Annotated in this window: 15 protein-coding genes; 7 read left to right on the top strand and 8 right to left on the bottom strand. The window is 60.0% G+C overall.

The features are described 5' to 3' along the window. Window positions 1-439: TIGR02444 family protein (locus tag AC1RQB_RS02300; protein WP_493094085.1), on the bottom strand; the 439-nt coding region annotated here is incomplete at its 3' end. A gap of 50 nt (window positions 440-489) precedes the next feature. On the opposite strand from AC1RQB_RS02300, the gene AC1RQB_RS02295 reads away from it, so the two are divergent. From AC1RQB_RS02295 to AC1RQB_RS02285, 3 genes are all read left to right on the top strand, one after another. After that, window positions 490-2,400 (top strand): ATP-binding cassette domain-containing protein, encoded by a 1,911-nt coding sequence (locus tag AC1RQB_RS02295; protein WP_008076093.1) that lies wholly within the window; start codon window positions 490-492, stop codon window positions 2,398-2,400. Beyond that, window positions 2,400-2,981 (top strand): mechanosensitive ion channel family protein, encoded by a 582-nt coding sequence (locus tag AC1RQB_RS02290; protein ID WP_063342174.1) that lies wholly within the window; start codon window positions 2,400-2,402, stop codon window positions 2,979-2,981. The genes AC1RQB_RS02295 and AC1RQB_RS02290 overlap by 1 nt, the downstream gene beginning before the upstream one ends. Window positions 2,982-3,236: 255 nt before the next feature. After that, window positions 3,237-3,869, top strand: coding sequence for a LysE family transporter (locus AC1RQB_RS02285; protein ID WP_063342175.1), 633 nt, complete (start codon window positions 3,237-3,239; stop codon window positions 3,867-3,869). A 158-nt stretch (window positions 3,870-4,027) separates the two neighbouring features. On the opposite strand, the gene AC1RQB_RS02280 is transcribed toward AC1RQB_RS02285, so the two are convergent. The 5 genes from AC1RQB_RS02280 to AC1RQB_RS02260 all read right to left on the bottom strand — a co-directional run bounded on the left by AC1RQB_RS02280 (window position 4,028) and on the right by AC1RQB_RS02260 (window position 8,790). Continuing rightward, window positions 4,028-4,771, bottom strand: coding sequence for a hypothetical protein (locus AC1RQB_RS02280; protein WP_063342176.1), 744 nt, complete (start codon window positions 4,769-4,771; stop codon window positions 4,028-4,030). A 3-nt stretch (window positions 4,772-4,774) separates the two neighbouring features. Continuing rightward, entirely contained in the window at window positions 4,775-5,362 is a 588-nt protein-coding gene (lpoB, locus tag AC1RQB_RS02275; protein ID WP_007899345.1) for a penicillin-binding protein activator LpoB, read from the bottom strand. Between the two features lie 39 nt (window positions 5,363-5,401). Then, window positions 5,402-5,773, bottom strand: a complete 372-nt coding sequence (locus tag AC1RQB_RS02270) for a YcfL family putative periplasmic lipoprotein (RefSeq protein ID WP_007899347.1) — start codon at window positions 5,771-5,773, stop codon at window positions 5,402-5,404. Between the two features lie 15 nt (window positions 5,774-5,788). Further along, a complete protein-coding gene (locus AC1RQB_RS02265) occupies window positions 5,789-7,183 on the bottom strand; it encodes a COG3014 family protein (protein ID WP_008076089.1) in 1,395 nt (464 codons plus the stop codon). Window positions 7,184-7,389: 206 nt separating this feature from the next. Then, window positions 7,390-8,790, bottom strand: a complete 1,401-nt coding sequence (locus AC1RQB_RS02260) for a COG3014 family protein (protein ID WP_063342177.1) — start codon at window positions 8,788-8,790, stop codon at window positions 7,390-7,392. Window positions 8,791-8,942: 152 nt separating this feature from the next. Between AC1RQB_RS02260 and AC1RQB_RS02255 the strand changes: the two genes are divergently transcribed. Further along, a complete protein-coding gene (locus tag AC1RQB_RS02255; protein ID WP_063342178.1) occupies window positions 8,943-10,841 on the top strand; it encodes an FTR1 family protein in 1,899 nt (632 codons plus the stop codon). Between the two features lie 105 nt (window positions 10,842-10,946). Continuing rightward, entirely contained in the window at window positions 10,947-11,402 is a 456-nt protein-coding gene (locus AC1RQB_RS02250; protein ID WP_063342179.1) for a YaiI/YqxD family protein, read from the top strand. Window positions 11,403-11,526: 124 nt separating this feature from the next. Here the strand turns inward: AC1RQB_RS02250 and elbB are convergent, their stop codons facing one another. Then, complete coding sequence (elbB, locus tag AC1RQB_RS02245; RefSeq protein WP_008076085.1) at window positions 11,527-12,195, bottom strand: isoprenoid biosynthesis glyoxalase ElbB; 669 nt, start codon at window positions 12,193-12,195, stop codon at window positions 11,527-11,529. A 114-nt stretch (window positions 12,196-12,309) separates the two neighbouring features. Here elbB and AC1RQB_RS02240 point away from each other — a divergent pair, with 114 nt between their 5' ends. Next, window positions 12,310-13,557 (top strand): sterol desaturase family protein, encoded by a 1,248-nt coding sequence (locus AC1RQB_RS02240; RefSeq protein WP_008076084.1) that lies wholly within the window; start codon window positions 12,310-12,312, stop codon window positions 13,555-13,557. Here the strand turns inward: AC1RQB_RS02240 and AC1RQB_RS02235 are convergent. Continuing rightward, window positions 13,538-14,170 (bottom strand): DedA family protein, encoded by a 633-nt coding sequence (locus AC1RQB_RS02235; RefSeq protein ID WP_008076083.1) that lies wholly within the window; start codon window positions 14,168-14,170, stop codon window positions 13,538-13,540. The two genes, AC1RQB_RS02240 and AC1RQB_RS02235, sit on opposite strands and share 20 nt — an antisense overlap. Window positions 14,171-14,368: 198 nt before the next feature. Between AC1RQB_RS02235 and hemB the strand changes: the two genes are divergently transcribed. Continuing rightward, window positions 14,369-15,382, top strand: a complete 1,014-nt coding sequence (hemB, locus tag AC1RQB_RS02230) for a porphobilinogen synthase (protein ID WP_008076082.1) — start codon at window positions 14,369-14,371, stop codon at window positions 15,380-15,382.

Below are 15,382 nucleotides of genomic sequence, written 5' to 3'. Positions count from 1 at the left end.
GCTGATGCAGCGCGTCGCGGTCCAGGTTGGCGGCACCCGCCGCCACACCTTCGAGCCAGGCCGTTCGTTCGGTCTCCTCATACTGCGGCCAACTCTGTGCCAATCGTTCCAGCCGTGACAGCAGATGTCGTTCGGCTTCCATCTCCAGTGACTTTACCTGTTCGCGCAAATCATTCAGCCCGGCATCCTCGCTAGCGGCGGCTTTCCATTGCAGGCGCAAGGCGCGCAACGGTTGCACGACATCCGCGTCCCAAGGCCCGGCTACATTGCGAAGCAGCTGCAAGCGTTGTTTGTTGCAGGTAACTCCACGTTCTTCCAGCCACAACCCGCACAGGAGCAGGCACACATTGATACCCGCCGACTGCAATTGCAGGCATGCGGGTTCAACGCCGGGACGGGTGTAAGTGCCAAGGGAAAAGCTCCACAGGTCAGAGGACATAGTGCTACTCGCGCCAGTTGCGAGCGAAGCTGGTAGACTCCGCCGCCATTATGATTCGACTTCAGAACCTCACTTTACAGCGTGGCCCGCAACGTCTGCTAGAAGACGCCGAGCTGACCCTGCACGCCGGCCACAAAGCCGGCCTCATCGGTGCCAACGGCGCCGGCAAATCGAGCCTGTTCGCCTTGATTCGTGGCGAACTGCACCCGGACTCGGGTGACTGCTTCCTGCCGGCTGACTGGCGTATCGCCCACATGCGCCAGGAAATCGAGACACTCGAACGCCTGGCGGTCGACTACGTGCTCGATGGCGACCTGCGCCTGCGCGAGGTGCAACGCGACCTCGCCGCAGCCGAAGCGGCCCATGACGGTGCCGCTCAGGCCCGCCTGCACTCGGAACTCGACAGCGCCGACGGCTACACCGCCGATGCCCGGGCTCGAAAGCTGCTGGCCGGCCTTGGGTTCACCAATGAGCAGATGGATCGGCAAGTAGGAGATTTCTCCGGTGGCTGGCGGATGCGTCTGAATCTGGCGCAGGCTTTGATGTGCCCTTCGGACCTGTTGCTACTCGACGAACCGACCAACCACTTGGACCTCGACGCCATCATCTGGCTCGAAGAGTGGCTTAAAAGCTACCCTGGCACCTTGCTGCTGATTTCCCACGACCGGGACTTCCTCGATGCCGTGGTCGATCACGTAGCCCACGTCGATCAACGCAAGATCACCCTGTATCGCGGTGGTTACAGCGCTTTCGAACGCGCCCGTGCCGAACGTCTGGCCCAGCAGCAACAGGCCTACGAGAAGCAACAGGCGCAACGTGCGCACATGGAAAGCTACATCGCCCGCTTCAAGGCCCAGGCCACCAAGGCCCGTCAGGCCCAGAGCCGAATCAAGGCACTGGAGCGGATGGAAGAGCTATCCGCCGCCCACGTCGATTCGCCGTTCGACTTCGTCTTCCGCGAGTCGACGAAAATTTCCAGCCCGCTGATCGACCTGTCGGATGCTCGACTGGGTTACGGCGACAAAGCCGTGCTGGAGAAGGTCAAGCTGCAACTGACCCCCGGCGCGCGGATCGGTTTGCTCGGCCCGAACGGCGCGGGTAAATCGACCCTGATCAAAAACCTCGCCGGTGAACTCTCGCCGTTGGCCGGTCGCCTGACGCGCGGTGAAAACACCGTCGTTGGCTACTTCGCCCAGCATCAGCTGGATTCTCTCGACTCCAAAGCCAGCCCGTTGCTGCACTTGCAGCGCCTGGCGCCGACCGAGCGTGAGCAGACCCTGCGCGACTTCCTCGGAGGGTTCGACTTCCGCGGCGCGCGTATCGATGAGCCGGTACTGAATTTCTCCGGCGGTGAGAAGGCGCGTCTGGCCCTGGCATTGATCGCTTGGGATCGACCGAACCTGTTGCTGCTCGACGAACCGACCAACCACCTGGACCTGGAAATGCGTCTGGCGCTGACCATGGCCCTGCAGGAATTCAGTGGCGCGGTACTGGTGGTCTCACACGATCGCCATCTGCTCAAAAGCACTACTGACAATTTCTATCTGGTGGCCGACGGCAAGGTCGAGGAGTTCGACGGCGACCTGGAAGACTACGCCCGTTGGCTGGTCGAATACCGTCAACGCAATGCCCCGGTCAGCAATACCCCGGTCAATCCGGACAAGACCGACAAGAAGGCCCAGCGCCAGGCCGCTGCTGCATTGCGTCAGCAGTTGGCACCGCACAAGCGCGAGGCCGACAAGCTTGAAGCCGAGCTGGGCAAGCTGCACGAGAAGCTGGCCAAGATCGATACCAGCCTTGGCGACAGCGACATTTACGAGCCGATGCGCAAGAACGATTTGCGTGATCTGCTGGCTGAACAAGCCAAGCTGAAGGTGCGTGAAGCCGAATTGGAAGAAGCCTGGATGGAAGCGCTGGAACTGCTGGAAAGCATGCAGGCGGAGCTGGAGGCACTGTCCTGATGGAAGCCTTCAAGCTGCCGTTGCCGGCTGGGTGGGGCGAGCCGCTCTGGCTGGTCGTGCAAATTCTGCTGATCCTGCTGGCCGGTTATGTCGCCCAGCGAGTTGTCGCTAAATGCCTGACTCGCCTGGGTGAACGCTATCCGTTTCCGCCGCAGTTTTTCATGCCGCTGCGCGGTGGTTTGCGCTGGCTGATCATGGGCAGTGCGCTGATTTTCGTGCTGGAACGCCTTGGCGTGTCGGCCACGGTGCTCTGGACGGCGTTGTCCGGTTTCGTTGCGGTGGCCGCCGTGGCGTTTTTCGCCATGTGGAGCGTGCTGTCCAACCTGCTGTGCGCGATCCTGATTTTTACCGTCGGCCCATTCCGTATCGGCGATGTGGTCGAGTTGGTGGATACCACCGACAAGCCCGGCGTCAAAGGTCGGGTGGTGGCGATCAATCTGCTCTACACCACGCTGATCGAAGCCGAAGAACTCGGCACCGGCAGCGCCATGGTGCAAGTGCCCAATAGCCTGTTCTTCCAGCGCTCGGTTCGACGCTGGCGTGGGACGGATGTGTTCCCTTCGAACGGGTTTGAAAAGTAAGCCTTCTGTTGCCTGACGCACCACCATCGCGGGCAAGCCCGCTCCCACAGTTTTTTTGGAGTCGGATTACAGGTTTGTGATCAGCCCGAAACCCTGTGGGAGCGGGCTTGCCCGCGATGGCGGCCCGTCAGACGATGGGCCTTTCAAGCCGTAAACGCTGGTCGGCAGTCGCCATGTCCTGCAAAAAATCGGTAGTCATCGGCCCAAAGGCGCATTAGCTTAGACGTCTGTCACGAGTCTGAGTCGAGGTGTGCGATGGTGCTTCAAACATGGCTGGCGTTTTTTGCCGCCTGCTGGGTGATCAGTCTTTCTCCCGGTGCCGGCGCCATTGCGTCGATGTCCAGCGGTCTGCGCTACGGTTTCTGGCGCGGTTACTGGAACGCCCTGGGCCTGCAACTGGGCCTGGCCTTGCAGATCGCGATTGTCGCCGCCGGTGTCGGTGCGATCCTCGCGGCCTCCGCTACCGCCTTCTATGCGATCAAATGGTTCGGCGTGGCCTACCTGGTCTACCTCGCGGTCAAGCAATGGCGCGCGCTGCCTAATGATATGAACGACGACGCTGCCATACGGCAGATCGGCAAGCCGATGGCGCTGGTGTTCCGCGGTTTTCTGGTGAACGTCAGCAACCCCAAGGCCTTGGTGTTCATGCTCGCGGTGCTGCCGCAATTCATCGACCCCCACGCGCCGCTGGTGGCCCAGTACCTGATCCTTGGCGTGACCATGATCTGCGTCGACCTGATCGTCATGGCCGGCTACACCGGGCTGGCGGCGAAGGTGCTGCGTTTGTTGCGCACACCCAAGCAGCAAAAACGCATGAACCGCACTTTTGCCGGGCTGTTCATCGGCGCGGCGGCGTTCATGGCGACCCTGCGCAAAGCCGCGGTGTAAAACCTTCAGACACAAAAAAGGCGACCCATCGAGGTCGCCTGATCGTTCCCATGCTCTGCGTGGGAATGCCTCAACGGACGCTCCGCGTTCGGCTCTTTGGGACGCAGAGCGTCCCAGGCTGCATTCCCACGCGGAGCGTGGGAACGATCAGAGCCTACTCAGTGCAGAATCACCGGCGCCGTATCCTGCGGCAGGTTATTGCGCAGCGGCGCTTGCCCCGGCTGCTCGTAACCACCGCCACCGAGCTGTTGGCTCAGTTGCGCAGCCACATCTTCACCCAGCGCCTTGGACACATCACGTACCACCCGTGGGCGGTTCAGTGAAATCTTGATATCCCGACCATTCACCAGTTTGGTGTCCTGACCTTCGCCCATCGCCGTGAAGGCCGAGGTGATCTCATAGGTCTTGGTGTTGATCAGGCTGAAGTCCGCCACCAGCGTCAGCCCCAGCACCGCCGAATAGCTGTCGGTGTTGGCCAGCTCGTTCATGTCGCGGGTAAAGTCGATGTCTGACACAGTGCCGAACAGCACGTAGTCGGCACCCTTGAAGCTACCGGCCTTGATCCGCTTGATCACGTCATACACGTCACCTTTGGACGATGCTGTGTAAGGCGTGCCCTGCACCAGCTGGAACATGCCGGTGCGCAGAATCTCGCCCTTGATGTCGCCGGTGAATTTACGCAGCTCGCCTTGCTCGATGTAGCTGCTGGTCGCTTCGATCTCGTTGTAACTCGAAGAGCCGCTGGCGCCGTAGTAACTCTGGCTGTGGTTGCTCTGTGCCGAAACGATGTGGATGTATTGCTCCACTCGCTCCTGATACGCCAGATCCGTCACCGCGACTTTCGGGGCCGCTTGCACGCTGAACGCGCAAGCCAGGGCCATCATGCCAATCCATGCGCGCATCGATTAACGCTCCGTGGTTTTGCGGATCTCTTTTTCGTCCATCCACTCGGCCAGACCGCTTTCAACGTCGATCAACTGCAGGCTGAATTTGTAGAAGACGTCCTTGTAGTCGCTGCTGCGCTTGACGATCGAGCTGATCGAACCTTCGATGCGATACTGGGCAGCGATCATGTTGCCAGTCTTGGCCACGGTGCTTTTCTTGTACAGGCCGCTCTGGTTTTGCAGCTTGAGCTGGTCAACCTGGCTTTGCATGGCGGTGTTGTCGCTGGCGAAGCGGGCGACGCCGGTCTTCATCAATTGGGTCTTGATGCTGGTGGTGATTTCGCGGGTATCGATGTATTCGCTGGTCTTGTTCTTCACGTCGTAGACCTGAACCACCGGACGGCCTTGCAGGATGCCGGACTGGGCCAGGGAGCGGGTCATGGATTCGGCGATCATCTGAAGGTCGGTGGAACCGAACTCGTTGGTCACGGTTTCCACGGCCTTGGTGTCACCGTAGCTGATGTTTTTGCTGCCAAGCGTCGGCGAAGTGTTGGCGCAACCGCTGGCCAGAAGGGCAATGACGGCGATGAACGAAAAGCGTGCAAACATGGGAATGCTCTCTAAAACTGAACGAATAGGGTGTTGGGCTTAAGGCGTTTTGATTTCGAGACGGAAATCCACGGCTTTGGCGGTTGGCGCAATCGCCTGAATGAAACTGGTCTGCTCGCCGTACATCATCTGGCTTTTCCAGGTTTCCTCTTCGGCAACCGGGAAGCCTTCAGGGCCGAGCCAGGCAAAACGGTAGTAGAAGGTCTTGTTGTTGTAGCTGGTGTTGCTCAGCTGCGCATTGACCGTCATGAAGCCGTTTTCCCGGGCCACGCGCATGGCGCCGACCACGATGTTCTTGAGCTTGCCCATGGCCACGACCTTGCTGGCAGCGCTGCCTGGCTCCGGCGGTGGCGGGGTGGCGCAGCCGGCCAGCAAGGCGAGGGCGACGACAGCGATGAATTTGAAGCGCATGCAAAGACTCCGTTCTTAAGGTTGTTTGAGGCTGGCCACGGCGGTCGCGTTGGCGCTCGGGATCACGTGTGCGGCCAGGCCGTTGGCGAATACTTGATTGCCCACGGCGCGCAGGGTGATGACCTGAAAGCGCTGATCAACGATGACCTTGACCACCGAGCCGCCCACGGCGCTTGGCAACGTGACGTGGTGCTCGCCTTTCTTCAAGCGCAGACGCACCACCTGAGTGTTGTCCGGCAGCGTACGCCATGTACGAGTATCGGCACCTTCGAGTACGGCTGAAGTAATACCGACTGCAAGGCCCGCCAGCGGGTTGGTTTCGTTGATCTGCTTCTGTGCCACACCCCGGGTGATCGCCCGCACGGTGGTGCGCAGGATGATGCCTGGCATGTCATCACGCAGCGCGCGACGGGACATGGCAGTGGTGCTGTTGAGTTGGGTCAGGTTCAGCTGCTGGCCGTCCACGCCGATCTGGGCAAAGGTGGCGGTTGAGGTATCGGGCTTGATGATCGGGAACGACAGCGGCGTGATCACCACGTTGTTGCTGATCGGCAACGGCAGCGGAATGCGGATCGAGTCGCGGGACGGTGCGAGACCGCTTTGCACGACGATCAGGATGTCGCTGTCATCGCTCTTGGCCGGTTTGTCGAGATTCACCAGTGCCTGTTCCAGCAGCGGCGTGTTCGGGCGCAGTTCGACGGCCTTGCGATAACCCGGCGCCGCCAGATCTTTCTCGCCCAGGGCTTCATAAACGAAGCCTGCCAGGTAATGGCTGAACGCACTCTGGTAGCTGTTTTTCAGGCTGACCACTTCCGGCGCGTCGAGGCTCGCCACCGGGTAACCCTGAAGATCCTTGTACTGGGTTTTGACGCCTTCTTTCTCGGCTTGCTCTTCGCTCTTGAGGTATTCCTTGTCACGCAGGTCGGCGATCACCGCTTCACGTTCGTGAGTCTTCTTGATCGCGGTGCGCGCGCCGTCGAAGTCGTTCACCGCCAGCAGGTTGAGGGCCATCTGCGTGGTCAGCATGACTTTTTCGTAGTCGTAGCCTTCGTAGCGACGAACCTTGTCGTTGACCAGGAAGCTGCCGAACTGAGCCAGGTATTTATCGGTGTCGAGCTTGACTGCGTCTTCCCACTTGCCCACCACCTGATCGGCGCTGGTCCAGGCGTTCTGGCTGCCGGACAAGTCGCCCTTGGCGCGCAGCAGTTCGCCCTTCTCGAAGTAATAGAGCAGGTCTTTGTCTTTGCCGGTGTTGTTCTTTTCCAGCAGGGTCAAGGCGGCTTCGACGTTGCCGGAGGCCAGTTGCTGGTTGGTTTGTGCAAGTTCCGAATCGTAGTTACGAAAGGCCGAGCAGCCGGAAAGCAATGTGACAGCGCTGAGCGCGATCAAGGCGGGGGCACGGAATGCCATAAGGGGTACGTCTTCCCTGAATATATGCAGCCGCGTGCTGGTCGGGCTGTTGGGACCTATCGGCAGGGCTGTTGGCTTCCTGCCAATTCCTCATAAAAAGAGGAGCTTAAATGCCATATCGCAATAACGACGGCGTGGCATTATAGACAGGGATGCTGGCTATGTAATGGCTTTTTAATTACATGCTTTCACAAATGTGCTATTACTTATTTCAGACCGGATACCACACTACTTTCAGGCGCAACGGCAGGTTCGAAAGCCACTCCGTTGCTGTAAACCCGCTCGCCCAGCGCTCGCAGGCCTATGACCTGATGGTTCTGCTCGATGCGGACTTTCAGGGGCGCGGCGCCCGGCGCGTTGGGCAGGCTGATCAGGTGCTCACCTTTTTTGAGGCGCAGGCGCGCCACCAGGGTGATATTGGGCAACGTGCGCCAGGTTCGGGTGTCCGCGTGCTCAAAGTCATCGTGCTGCGTCACGTAAGAGGCTTTGCTCGGGTCGCGTCGGTTGTCTGTAGCCTGAACAGAAGCAGCCAGGTAGGCGCGATGCGCGGTGCGCTGAATGATGCCCGGCATATCGTCGCGCAGCGTGCGCAAAGACATGTCGGTGATGCTGTTAACAAGGGTCAGTTGCTGTTTGCGACCGTCGATCGTCATCTGCGTGAACGCCGGGGTCGACGTGTCGGGAACCATCACCGGAAACGACACGTTGGCGACGATCACCTGATTGTCTTCCAGGCGCACCGGGTAGGGGACACGAACCGAGCTGCGCGCCGGCGCCAGGCCGCTTTGCACGATGACTAGCACATCACTTTCATTTGCCTTGGCTGCGGGTTTGTCGAGTTCGCGCAATGCCTGCTCGAAGAAGGGCAGGTCGGGTCGCAACTCGATGGCCTGGCGATAACCCGGGGCGGCAAGATCACGCTCACCCAGCGCTTCATACGTAAACCCGGCCAGGTAGTGACTGAATGCACTCTGATAGCCGTTTTTCAGCGCGATCACGGCGGGCGCGTCGAGGGTCATCACGGGATAGCCCTGGAGATCCTTGTAGTGCACGCGAACGCCCTGAGCCTTGGCTTCTTCTTCAAGTCGCTCGTATTCCTTTTCCCGCTGACGGGCAATCAGTGCTTCACGTTCGTGGGTTTTCTTGATGTCGGCGCGAGCACCGTCGAAGTCATTCACGGCCAACTGGTTCAGGGCCATTTGCGTGGTCAGCATGACTTTTTCGTAGTCGTAGCCATCATAGCGCCGCAGTTTGTCATTGATGATGCTGCCCCAATGATCGCCCATCGCGGACAAGAGCTGTGTGCCAGCAGACTCGACGGTGTCCTGGCGCTGGATCACCATTTGCTCTGCACTGCGCCAGGCAACCTGGCTTTGCGGCAGTGCACCACCGGCACTCAGGACTGCACCTTTTTCGAAGTAGTAGAGCAGATCCCGTTCTTCTGACGGATTGTGCAGCTCCAGCAGTTGGAGAGCGCCCTGCGGATTTCCGGCTTTCAACTGGGCGGTCGTTTGCTCCAGTTCCAGGTCGTAGTCGCGATAGGCGGCGCAACCAGTCAGTTGCAGGGCAAGGCTTAACAGCAGTGAGAAAAACAGGTGTGAACGCATGGACGTTGATTCTTCCCTGAACGAAACCGGCGGAGGGTGGCAATTGGCCGCTGAATTTATACGCAGCTACGCAGGAAATACCAACAAAGCTTGAGTGAAACTCATTGGGAGTGAACAATGTGTTACTTCGTATTTCCATTTGAGATTTATTCATGATTGCCTCCTCTCGTTTTCTGGCGTGGCTCGTGCTGCCGGTGATCGCGTTCTGCAGCTTCAATGCGCTGGCCGAAACCGCGGAAGGTGCGCCCAAGGCCCTGCATTTGCTCGATTACATTGGCGCCGATTACCCAGCGACGGTCGAGGCGGGCAAGGTCATCGATGAGTCTGAATACCGCGAACAGCAGGAATTCCTCAAGGTGCTACAAGGTTTGATCGCCGATTTGCCGGCCAAACCCGAACGCGCAGAGCTGGAGCAGGGCGTCGGCAGCCTTGGCGCTGCCATCGCCGCTCGCAAGGACGGCGCGGATGTTGCCCGTCAGGCGCGGCAGCTGGGGGCAAAACTGGCGGTGACCTATGAGGTCAGCCAAGCTCCGGTTATCACTCCAGACCCGACTCGCGGCGCGCTGCTGTATACCCAGCAATGCTCGGTGTGCCATGGCGAGGCGGGTGCCGGTGACGGTCCGGCGGGTGTCGGCATGACGCCACCGCCGGCCAATCTGCGCGATGCCGTGCGACTGGACCGTCTGAGCCTCTATGCGATCTACAACACGCTGGGCATGGGCGTTGAAGGCACCGACATGCCGGCTTTCGCCGATCAGTTGGATGATCGTCAACGTTGGGATCTGGCGACCTATATCGCCAGCTTCAGCGCCGATCCGGCTGCGGCCAAATCCGAGAAAACCTACAACATCGCCGACCTGGCACGTCAGACGCCAGCCGAAGTGCAGGCCGCCGAAGGTCCGCAAGCAGCCGCCACTTTCCGAGCGCAACGAGCGCAACCGCCGCAGGTCAAGCGTGGTCCGGGGCAGTTGCTTGATTACACGGCGGCCACCCTGGACAAGAGCATCGCAGCCTACCGCGCCGGTGATCACGATCAGGCTTATGACTTGTCGGTAGCGGCGTACCTGGAAGGCTTCGAGCTGGTCGAAAGCTCTCTGGACAACGTCGACGCCAACGTGCGCAAAGACACCGAAAAATCCCTGATGGCGTACCGTCAGTCGTTGCAGGACGGCTTGCCGGTGGCCCAGGCCGAGCAGCGCCTGGAAGCGGCCAAAGCCAAGTTGAAAGAGTCCGCTGGCCTGCTGGGCAGTGATGGCTTGAGCTGGTCGCTGAGCTACATTTCCGGTCTGCTGATTCTGCTGCGTGAAGGTCTGGAAGCGATTCTGGTGCTCGCGGCGATCCTCGCATTCCTGCGCAATACCGGTCAGCAATCGGCGGTACGTAGCGTCAACATCGGTTGGGGCCTGGCACTGCTGGCCGGGCTGGCGACCTGGGCGGTTGCGGCTTATGTGATCGACGTCAGCGGCGCCCAGCGTGAACTGCTGGAAGGCGCGACGGCGTTGTTTGCCAGTGTCATGGTGCTCTGGCTCGGCGTGTGGATGCACGACCGTCGCCACGCAGCGGCCTGGCAGGATTACATCAAGAGCAGCCTGGTGAGTGGTGGCGGGCGTTTCGGCTTTGCGATCCTGGCGTTCTTCTCGGTTTATCGCGAGCTGTTCGAAGTGATCCTGTTTTACGAAACCCTGTGGTTGCAGGCCGGGCCGGCAGGACACAACGCCGTAATGGCGGGCGGAGCGACAGCGCTGGTAATGCTGATCGGCCTGGCCTGGGTGATTCTGCGTGGCTCGGCGAAATTGCCGCTGGCGTTGTTCTTCGGCATCAATGCCGGGTTGCTCTGCGCGTTGTCGGTGGTGTTTGCCGGCCATGGCGTGAAGGCGTTGCAGGAAGCCGGGATCTTCGGCACGCGGCCGGTGCCGTTCTTTGACTTCGACTGGCTGGGGATCCACGCTGATGCGTATTCCCTGAGTGCTCAGGCTGTGGCGATCATTGCGATCATTGTGTTGTATAGCCGTAGCCGGATGGCCGAGAAGCGGCGGGTGTCGGTTTCCTGAAGCATTCGCTACGCTCATAATCGCGGGCAAGCCCGCTCCCACAGGTTCAGCGCTAACCTTGTGGGAGCGGGCTTGCCCGCGATGCTTTTCAATAGAGGAAACACTATGCGCGTGTGGATCGATGCCGACGCTTGCCCTCGGGCAGCCAAGGATCTGGTGGTGAAGTTCGCCCTCAAGCGCCAGTTCGAAGTGGTGCTGGTCGCCGGCCAGCCGCAGATTAAACCGGGCCTCGCGCTGGTGAAGTTGATCGTAGTACCCAGCGGCCCGGATGCCGCTGACGATTACCTGGTGGAACACGCGGCGCCGGGTGAGCTGGTAATTTGCAGCGATGTGCCGCTGGCGGACCGGTTGGTGAAGAAAGGCGTGGCGGCGCTGGATCCACGGGGCAAGGAGTTCGATGCGCAGAACATGGGCGATCGACTGGCGGTGCGTAATCTGTTCACTGATCTGCGTGAGCAGGGCCAGATGAGCGGCGGACCGGCGCCGTTTGGCGAGCGCGAGAAGCAGGCATTCGCCAATGCGCTGGACCGGATACTTACGCGGTTGTCGCGCAAGTCTTGAGCAAATGATCGTTCCCACGCTCCGCGTGGGAATACCTCAATGGACGCTCTGCGTCCGCTTTGGGACGCAGAGCGTCCCGGGCTGCATTCCCACGCGGAGCGTGGGAATGATCATCTTGCTTCTTTTACTCGTCGTTTTCGTGGGTCAGTTCGAGCACGCGGTCGACCAGTTTATTGATCCCGGAAGCGGCCTCGCTGATCGATTGCGCCAGCATGTATGCCGGCGTGCTCACCAGCTTGCGCGCCTTGTCTTCGACGATGTCGGTCACCGCGCACTCGGCATGGGTGGCGCCCATTTTGTTCATCGCGGCGGCGGTATCGGCATCGTTGCCGATGGTGCAGGTCACGCCCGGGCCGTAGATCTTGGCCGCCAGGGCCGGCGAGATGCAGATCAGCCCTACCGGTTTGCCGGCCTCGGCGAACGCTTCGGTCAACGCCAGGACGTCAGGCTGAACGCTGCATCCGGCACCTTCGACGGCAAAGTTCGACAGATTTTTGGCCGATCCGAATCCGCCGGGAACGATCAGCGCATCGAAGTCTTCGACGCTGGCTTCACGGATATCCTTGATGTTGCCCCGGGCGATCCGCGCCGACTCCACCAGCACGTTGCGCGACTCGGGCATTTCTTCGCCGGTAACGTGGTTGATGACATGCAACTGCGCGATATCGGGTGCGAAACACTGCACCTGGGCGCCGCGCTGGTCCAGCCGCAGCAGGGTGATCACGCTTTCGTGGATCTCGGCGCCGTCGTACACGCCGCAGCCGGAAAGGATCACTGCAATTTTTTTGCTCATGGGCTTTTCTCCAGATTCATGGCGTTAAATGTCCACTAATTTGTCATTCGTTGCCATAGGGTTAACACGCGGCTACACCTAATCTCTGCTGAACGATTCTGATCAGGACGCGTCATGGACTTCATTCTGTATGCGGTGCCGTTTTTCTTTGTGCTGATTGCGGTCGAGTTGCTGGCCGACCGTTGGCGCGGGGTGAGCAATTACCGCGTGGCAGACGCGATCAACAGCCTCAGCACCGGCGTGCTGTCGACTACCACGGGCCTGTTGACCAAAGGCGTCGGCCTGGTGACTTATGCCTTCGCCCTGAAGCACCTGGCCGTGATTGAGCTGTCGGCCGACAGCGTCTGGGTCTGGGTGTTCGCTTTCGTCTTCTACGACTTCTGCTACTACTGGCTGCACCGCATGGGCCACGAACGCAACATCCTCTGGGCCGCCCACTCGGTGCATCACCAGAGCGAGGACTACAACCTCTCCACCGCCTTGCGCCAGACCAGCACCGGGTTTCTGTTGAGCTGGATTTTCTACCTGCCCATGGCCGTGCTCGGCGTTCCACTCGTGGTGTTCGTCAGCGTTGCGGCGCTGAATCTGCTGTACCAATTCTGGGTGCATACCCGGCATATTCCCAAGCTCGGCTGGTTCGAATGGTTCTTCGTCACGCCGTCCAATCATCGGGCTCACCATGCACAGAACGCTCTTTACATGGATCGCAACTACGGCGGGGTGTTCATTATTTGGGACCGTCTATTTGGCTCGTTCCAGGAAGAGGACGACAACGAGCCGGTGATTTTCGGCGTGACCACACCGCTGGCAAGCTGGAATCCGTTGTGGGCGAACGTGCAGTTCTATGCGCAACTGTGGGATGACGCACGGCGCGCCGAACGCTGGTGGGACAAGCTGCGGATCTGGTTCATGCGCACCGGTTGGCGACCAGCGGATGTGGCGGCCAAGTACCCGATGAACAAACCGGACCTGAGCCAGTTCCGCAAATTCGAGGTACCGCTGGATGGACGCCAGCAGTGGTATGTGGCGCTGCAGTTCTGCGTCTACATCGCCTTGGGCAGTTACTTGATGAACCTGGAGCAGAGCCTGCCGACTTCGGCCTTGGTGTTGGGCTGGGGCGCCGTGGCACTGGGGCTGTTTGTGTTGGGCGTGGCCCTGGAAAATCGCCCGCAGGCATTGAAACTGGAGCTATTGCGGCTGGCGTCGAACCTGCCGCTGGTGTGGTTGGCGCCGATGGTCGGGTTATGGCCGGACAGTGTAATGGGCAATGCGGTGGGCTGGGTGGGGCTGCTCAGTTACAGCCTGCTCAGCGGCATCGGTCTCTACTGTTGTAGAAACCGTTTCACTCGATGGGCGTCGTAGGTTCGCTGGACTTGGCCTGTTCAGCTTTCAACGCTTGCTCGTCGGCGTAGATCTTCTTCGCCAGACGGGCATTCTTGAAGCGCCGCCGCAGCCACAGGCAAAAGCCCAGTACCAGCAGGGCGCCCAGCACCCACAGCTCATACTTCTTGACGCTGCCCAGCATGCCTTCGAGCACTGCGCCGAAATGATAGGCGGCGGAAGCCAGCGCGGCGGCCCAGATGGCTGCGCCAATCCCGTTGAGCAGCAGGTAACGTCCCGGTGGATAGCCCGACAGACCGATCGCCACTGGCATCACGGTGCGCAGTCCATAGACAAAGCGGAAGCTCAGCACCCAGATGTCCGGGTGCTTGCGGATATGTTCCAGCGCCCGATCGCCCATCAGTTGCCAGCGCGGTTTGCGCGCCAGCAGTTTGCGCCCGTGCTTGCGTCCCAGGAAATACCACAGCTGATCGCCGGCATAACTGCCGAGGAATGCCACGAGCATCACTACCTTGATGTCCATGTATCCACGGAACGCAAGGAAGCCCGCGAGCACCAGGATGGTTTCGCCTTCGAAGAATGTGCCGAGAAAGAGGGCGAAGTAGCCGAATTCCTGAAGAAATTGTTGGAGCATTGTCTGGGTGCTGGCGAAATGAACGCGCAGCCTAACCCCTCGGACACATTCAGGAAAGTGTCAAAATGTGTCTCGACGTGAACATTTCCTACAAGGACAATGGAATGCGGCTTCCTGAAGCACAACTGTCATCCGTTCGTCATAATGGCCGCTTATAACTGTCACGCTCGCCCGCCAGCGCGGGCTCAGGAGTCTGCCGTGAGCTTTACCCCCGCCAATCGTTTGTTTCCTGCAACCCGCCTGCGTCGCAACCGTCGTGATGATTTCTCGCGTCGACTGGTCCGTGAAAACGTACTGACCGTCGATGACCTGATCCTGCCGGTGTTCGTGCTGGACGGTGAAAACCGTCGCGAAGCGGTGGCGTCGATGCCGGGCGTCGAGCGTCTGACCATCGACCTGTTGCTGGAAGAAGCGGCCAAGTGGGTTGAGTTGGGGATTCCGGCCCTGGCATTGTTCCCGGTGACGCCGCCGGAGCTCAAATCCCTGGACGCCGCTGAAGCCTGGAATCCCGACGGCATCGCCCAGCGCGCCACCCGAGCCCTGCGTGACCGGTTCCCGGAGCTGGGTGTTATCACCGACGTCGCCCTGGACCCGTTTACCACCCACGGCCAGGACGGCATTCTCGACGAAGAAGGCTACGTGCAGAACGACATTACCGTCGACGCACTGGTTAAACAGGCCCTGTCCCACGCCGAAGCCGGCGCTCAGGTGGTGGCGCCTTCGGACATGATGGACGGTCGCATTCAGGCGATCCGCGAAGCGCTGGAGCTGGCCGATCACGTCAACGTGCGGATCATGGCTTACTCGGCCAAATACGCCAGCGCCTATTACGGCCCGTTCCGCGATGCGGTGGGTTCGGCGCTGAACCTGGGCAAGGCCAACAAGGCCTCCTATCAGATGGACCCGGCCAACAGCAACGAAGCCCTGCACGAAGTGGCGGCGGACTTGTCAGAAGGCGCGGACATGGTCATGGTCAAGCCAGGCATGCCGTATCTGGATATCCTTTATCGGGTCAAAGAAGAATTTAAAGTGCCGACCTTTGTCTATCAGGTCAGCGGTGAATACGCCATGCACATGGCAGCGATCCAGAATGGCTGGTTGAGCGAAGGGGTTATCCTTGAATCCCTGACCGCTTTTAAACGTGCAGGCGCTGATGGCATCCTGACTTACTTTGCCGTCCGTGCTGCTCAATTGTTACGAGAGCAAAAATAG

The organism is Pseudomonas sp. GW822-FHT02E03 (assembly GCF_058802325.1).
This window is presented reverse-complemented; position numbering and strand designations above follow the sequence as displayed.

Coding starts and splice junctions, on each gene's coding strand:
- AC1RQB_RS02290 (WP_063342174.1), top strand. CDS start 2,400: ATGGAAGCCTTCAAGCTGCCGTTGCCGGCTGGGTGGGGCGAGCCGCTC.
- AC1RQB_RS02260 (WP_063342177.1), bottom strand. CDS start 8,790: ATGCGTTCACACCTGTTTTTCTCACTGCTGTTAAGCCTTGCCCTGCAA.
- AC1RQB_RS02265 (WP_008076089.1), bottom strand. CDS start 7,183: ATGGCATTCCGTGCCCCCGCCTTGATCGCGCTCAGCGCTGTCACATTG.
- AC1RQB_RS02280 (WP_063342176.1), bottom strand. CDS start 4,771: ATGCGCGCATGGATTGGCATGATGGCCCTGGCTTGCGCGTTCAGCGTG.
- lpoB (WP_007899345.1), bottom strand. CDS start 5,362: ATGTTTGCACGCTTTTCGTTCATCGCCGTCATTGCCCTTCTGGCCAGC.
- elbB (WP_008076085.1), bottom strand. CDS start 12,195: ATGAGCAAAAAAATTGCAGTGATCCTTTCCGGCTGCGGCGTGTACGAC.
- AC1RQB_RS02250 (WP_063342179.1), top strand. CDS start 10,947: ATGCGCGTGTGGATCGATGCCGACGCTTGCCCTCGGGCAGCCAAGGAT.
- AC1RQB_RS02285 (WP_063342175.1), top strand. CDS start 3,237: ATGGTGCTTCAAACATGGCTGGCGTTTTTTGCCGCCTGCTGGGTGATC.
- AC1RQB_RS02270 (WP_007899347.1), bottom strand. CDS start 5,773: ATGCGCTTCAAATTCATCGCTGTCGTCGCCCTCGCCTTGCTGGCCGGC.
- AC1RQB_RS02240 (WP_008076084.1), top strand. CDS start 12,310: ATGGACTTCATTCTGTATGCGGTGCCGTTTTTCTTTGTGCTGATTGCG.
- AC1RQB_RS02255 (WP_063342178.1), top strand. CDS start 8,943: ATGATTGCCTCCTCTCGTTTTCTGGCGTGGCTCGTGCTGCCGGTGATC.
- AC1RQB_RS02295 (WP_008076093.1), top strand. CDS start 490: ATGATTCGACTTCAGAACCTCACTTTACAGCGTGGCCCGCAACGTCTG.
- AC1RQB_RS02235 (WP_008076083.1), bottom strand. CDS start 14,170: ATGCTCCAACAATTTCTTCAGGAATTCGGCTACTTCGCCCTCTTTCTC.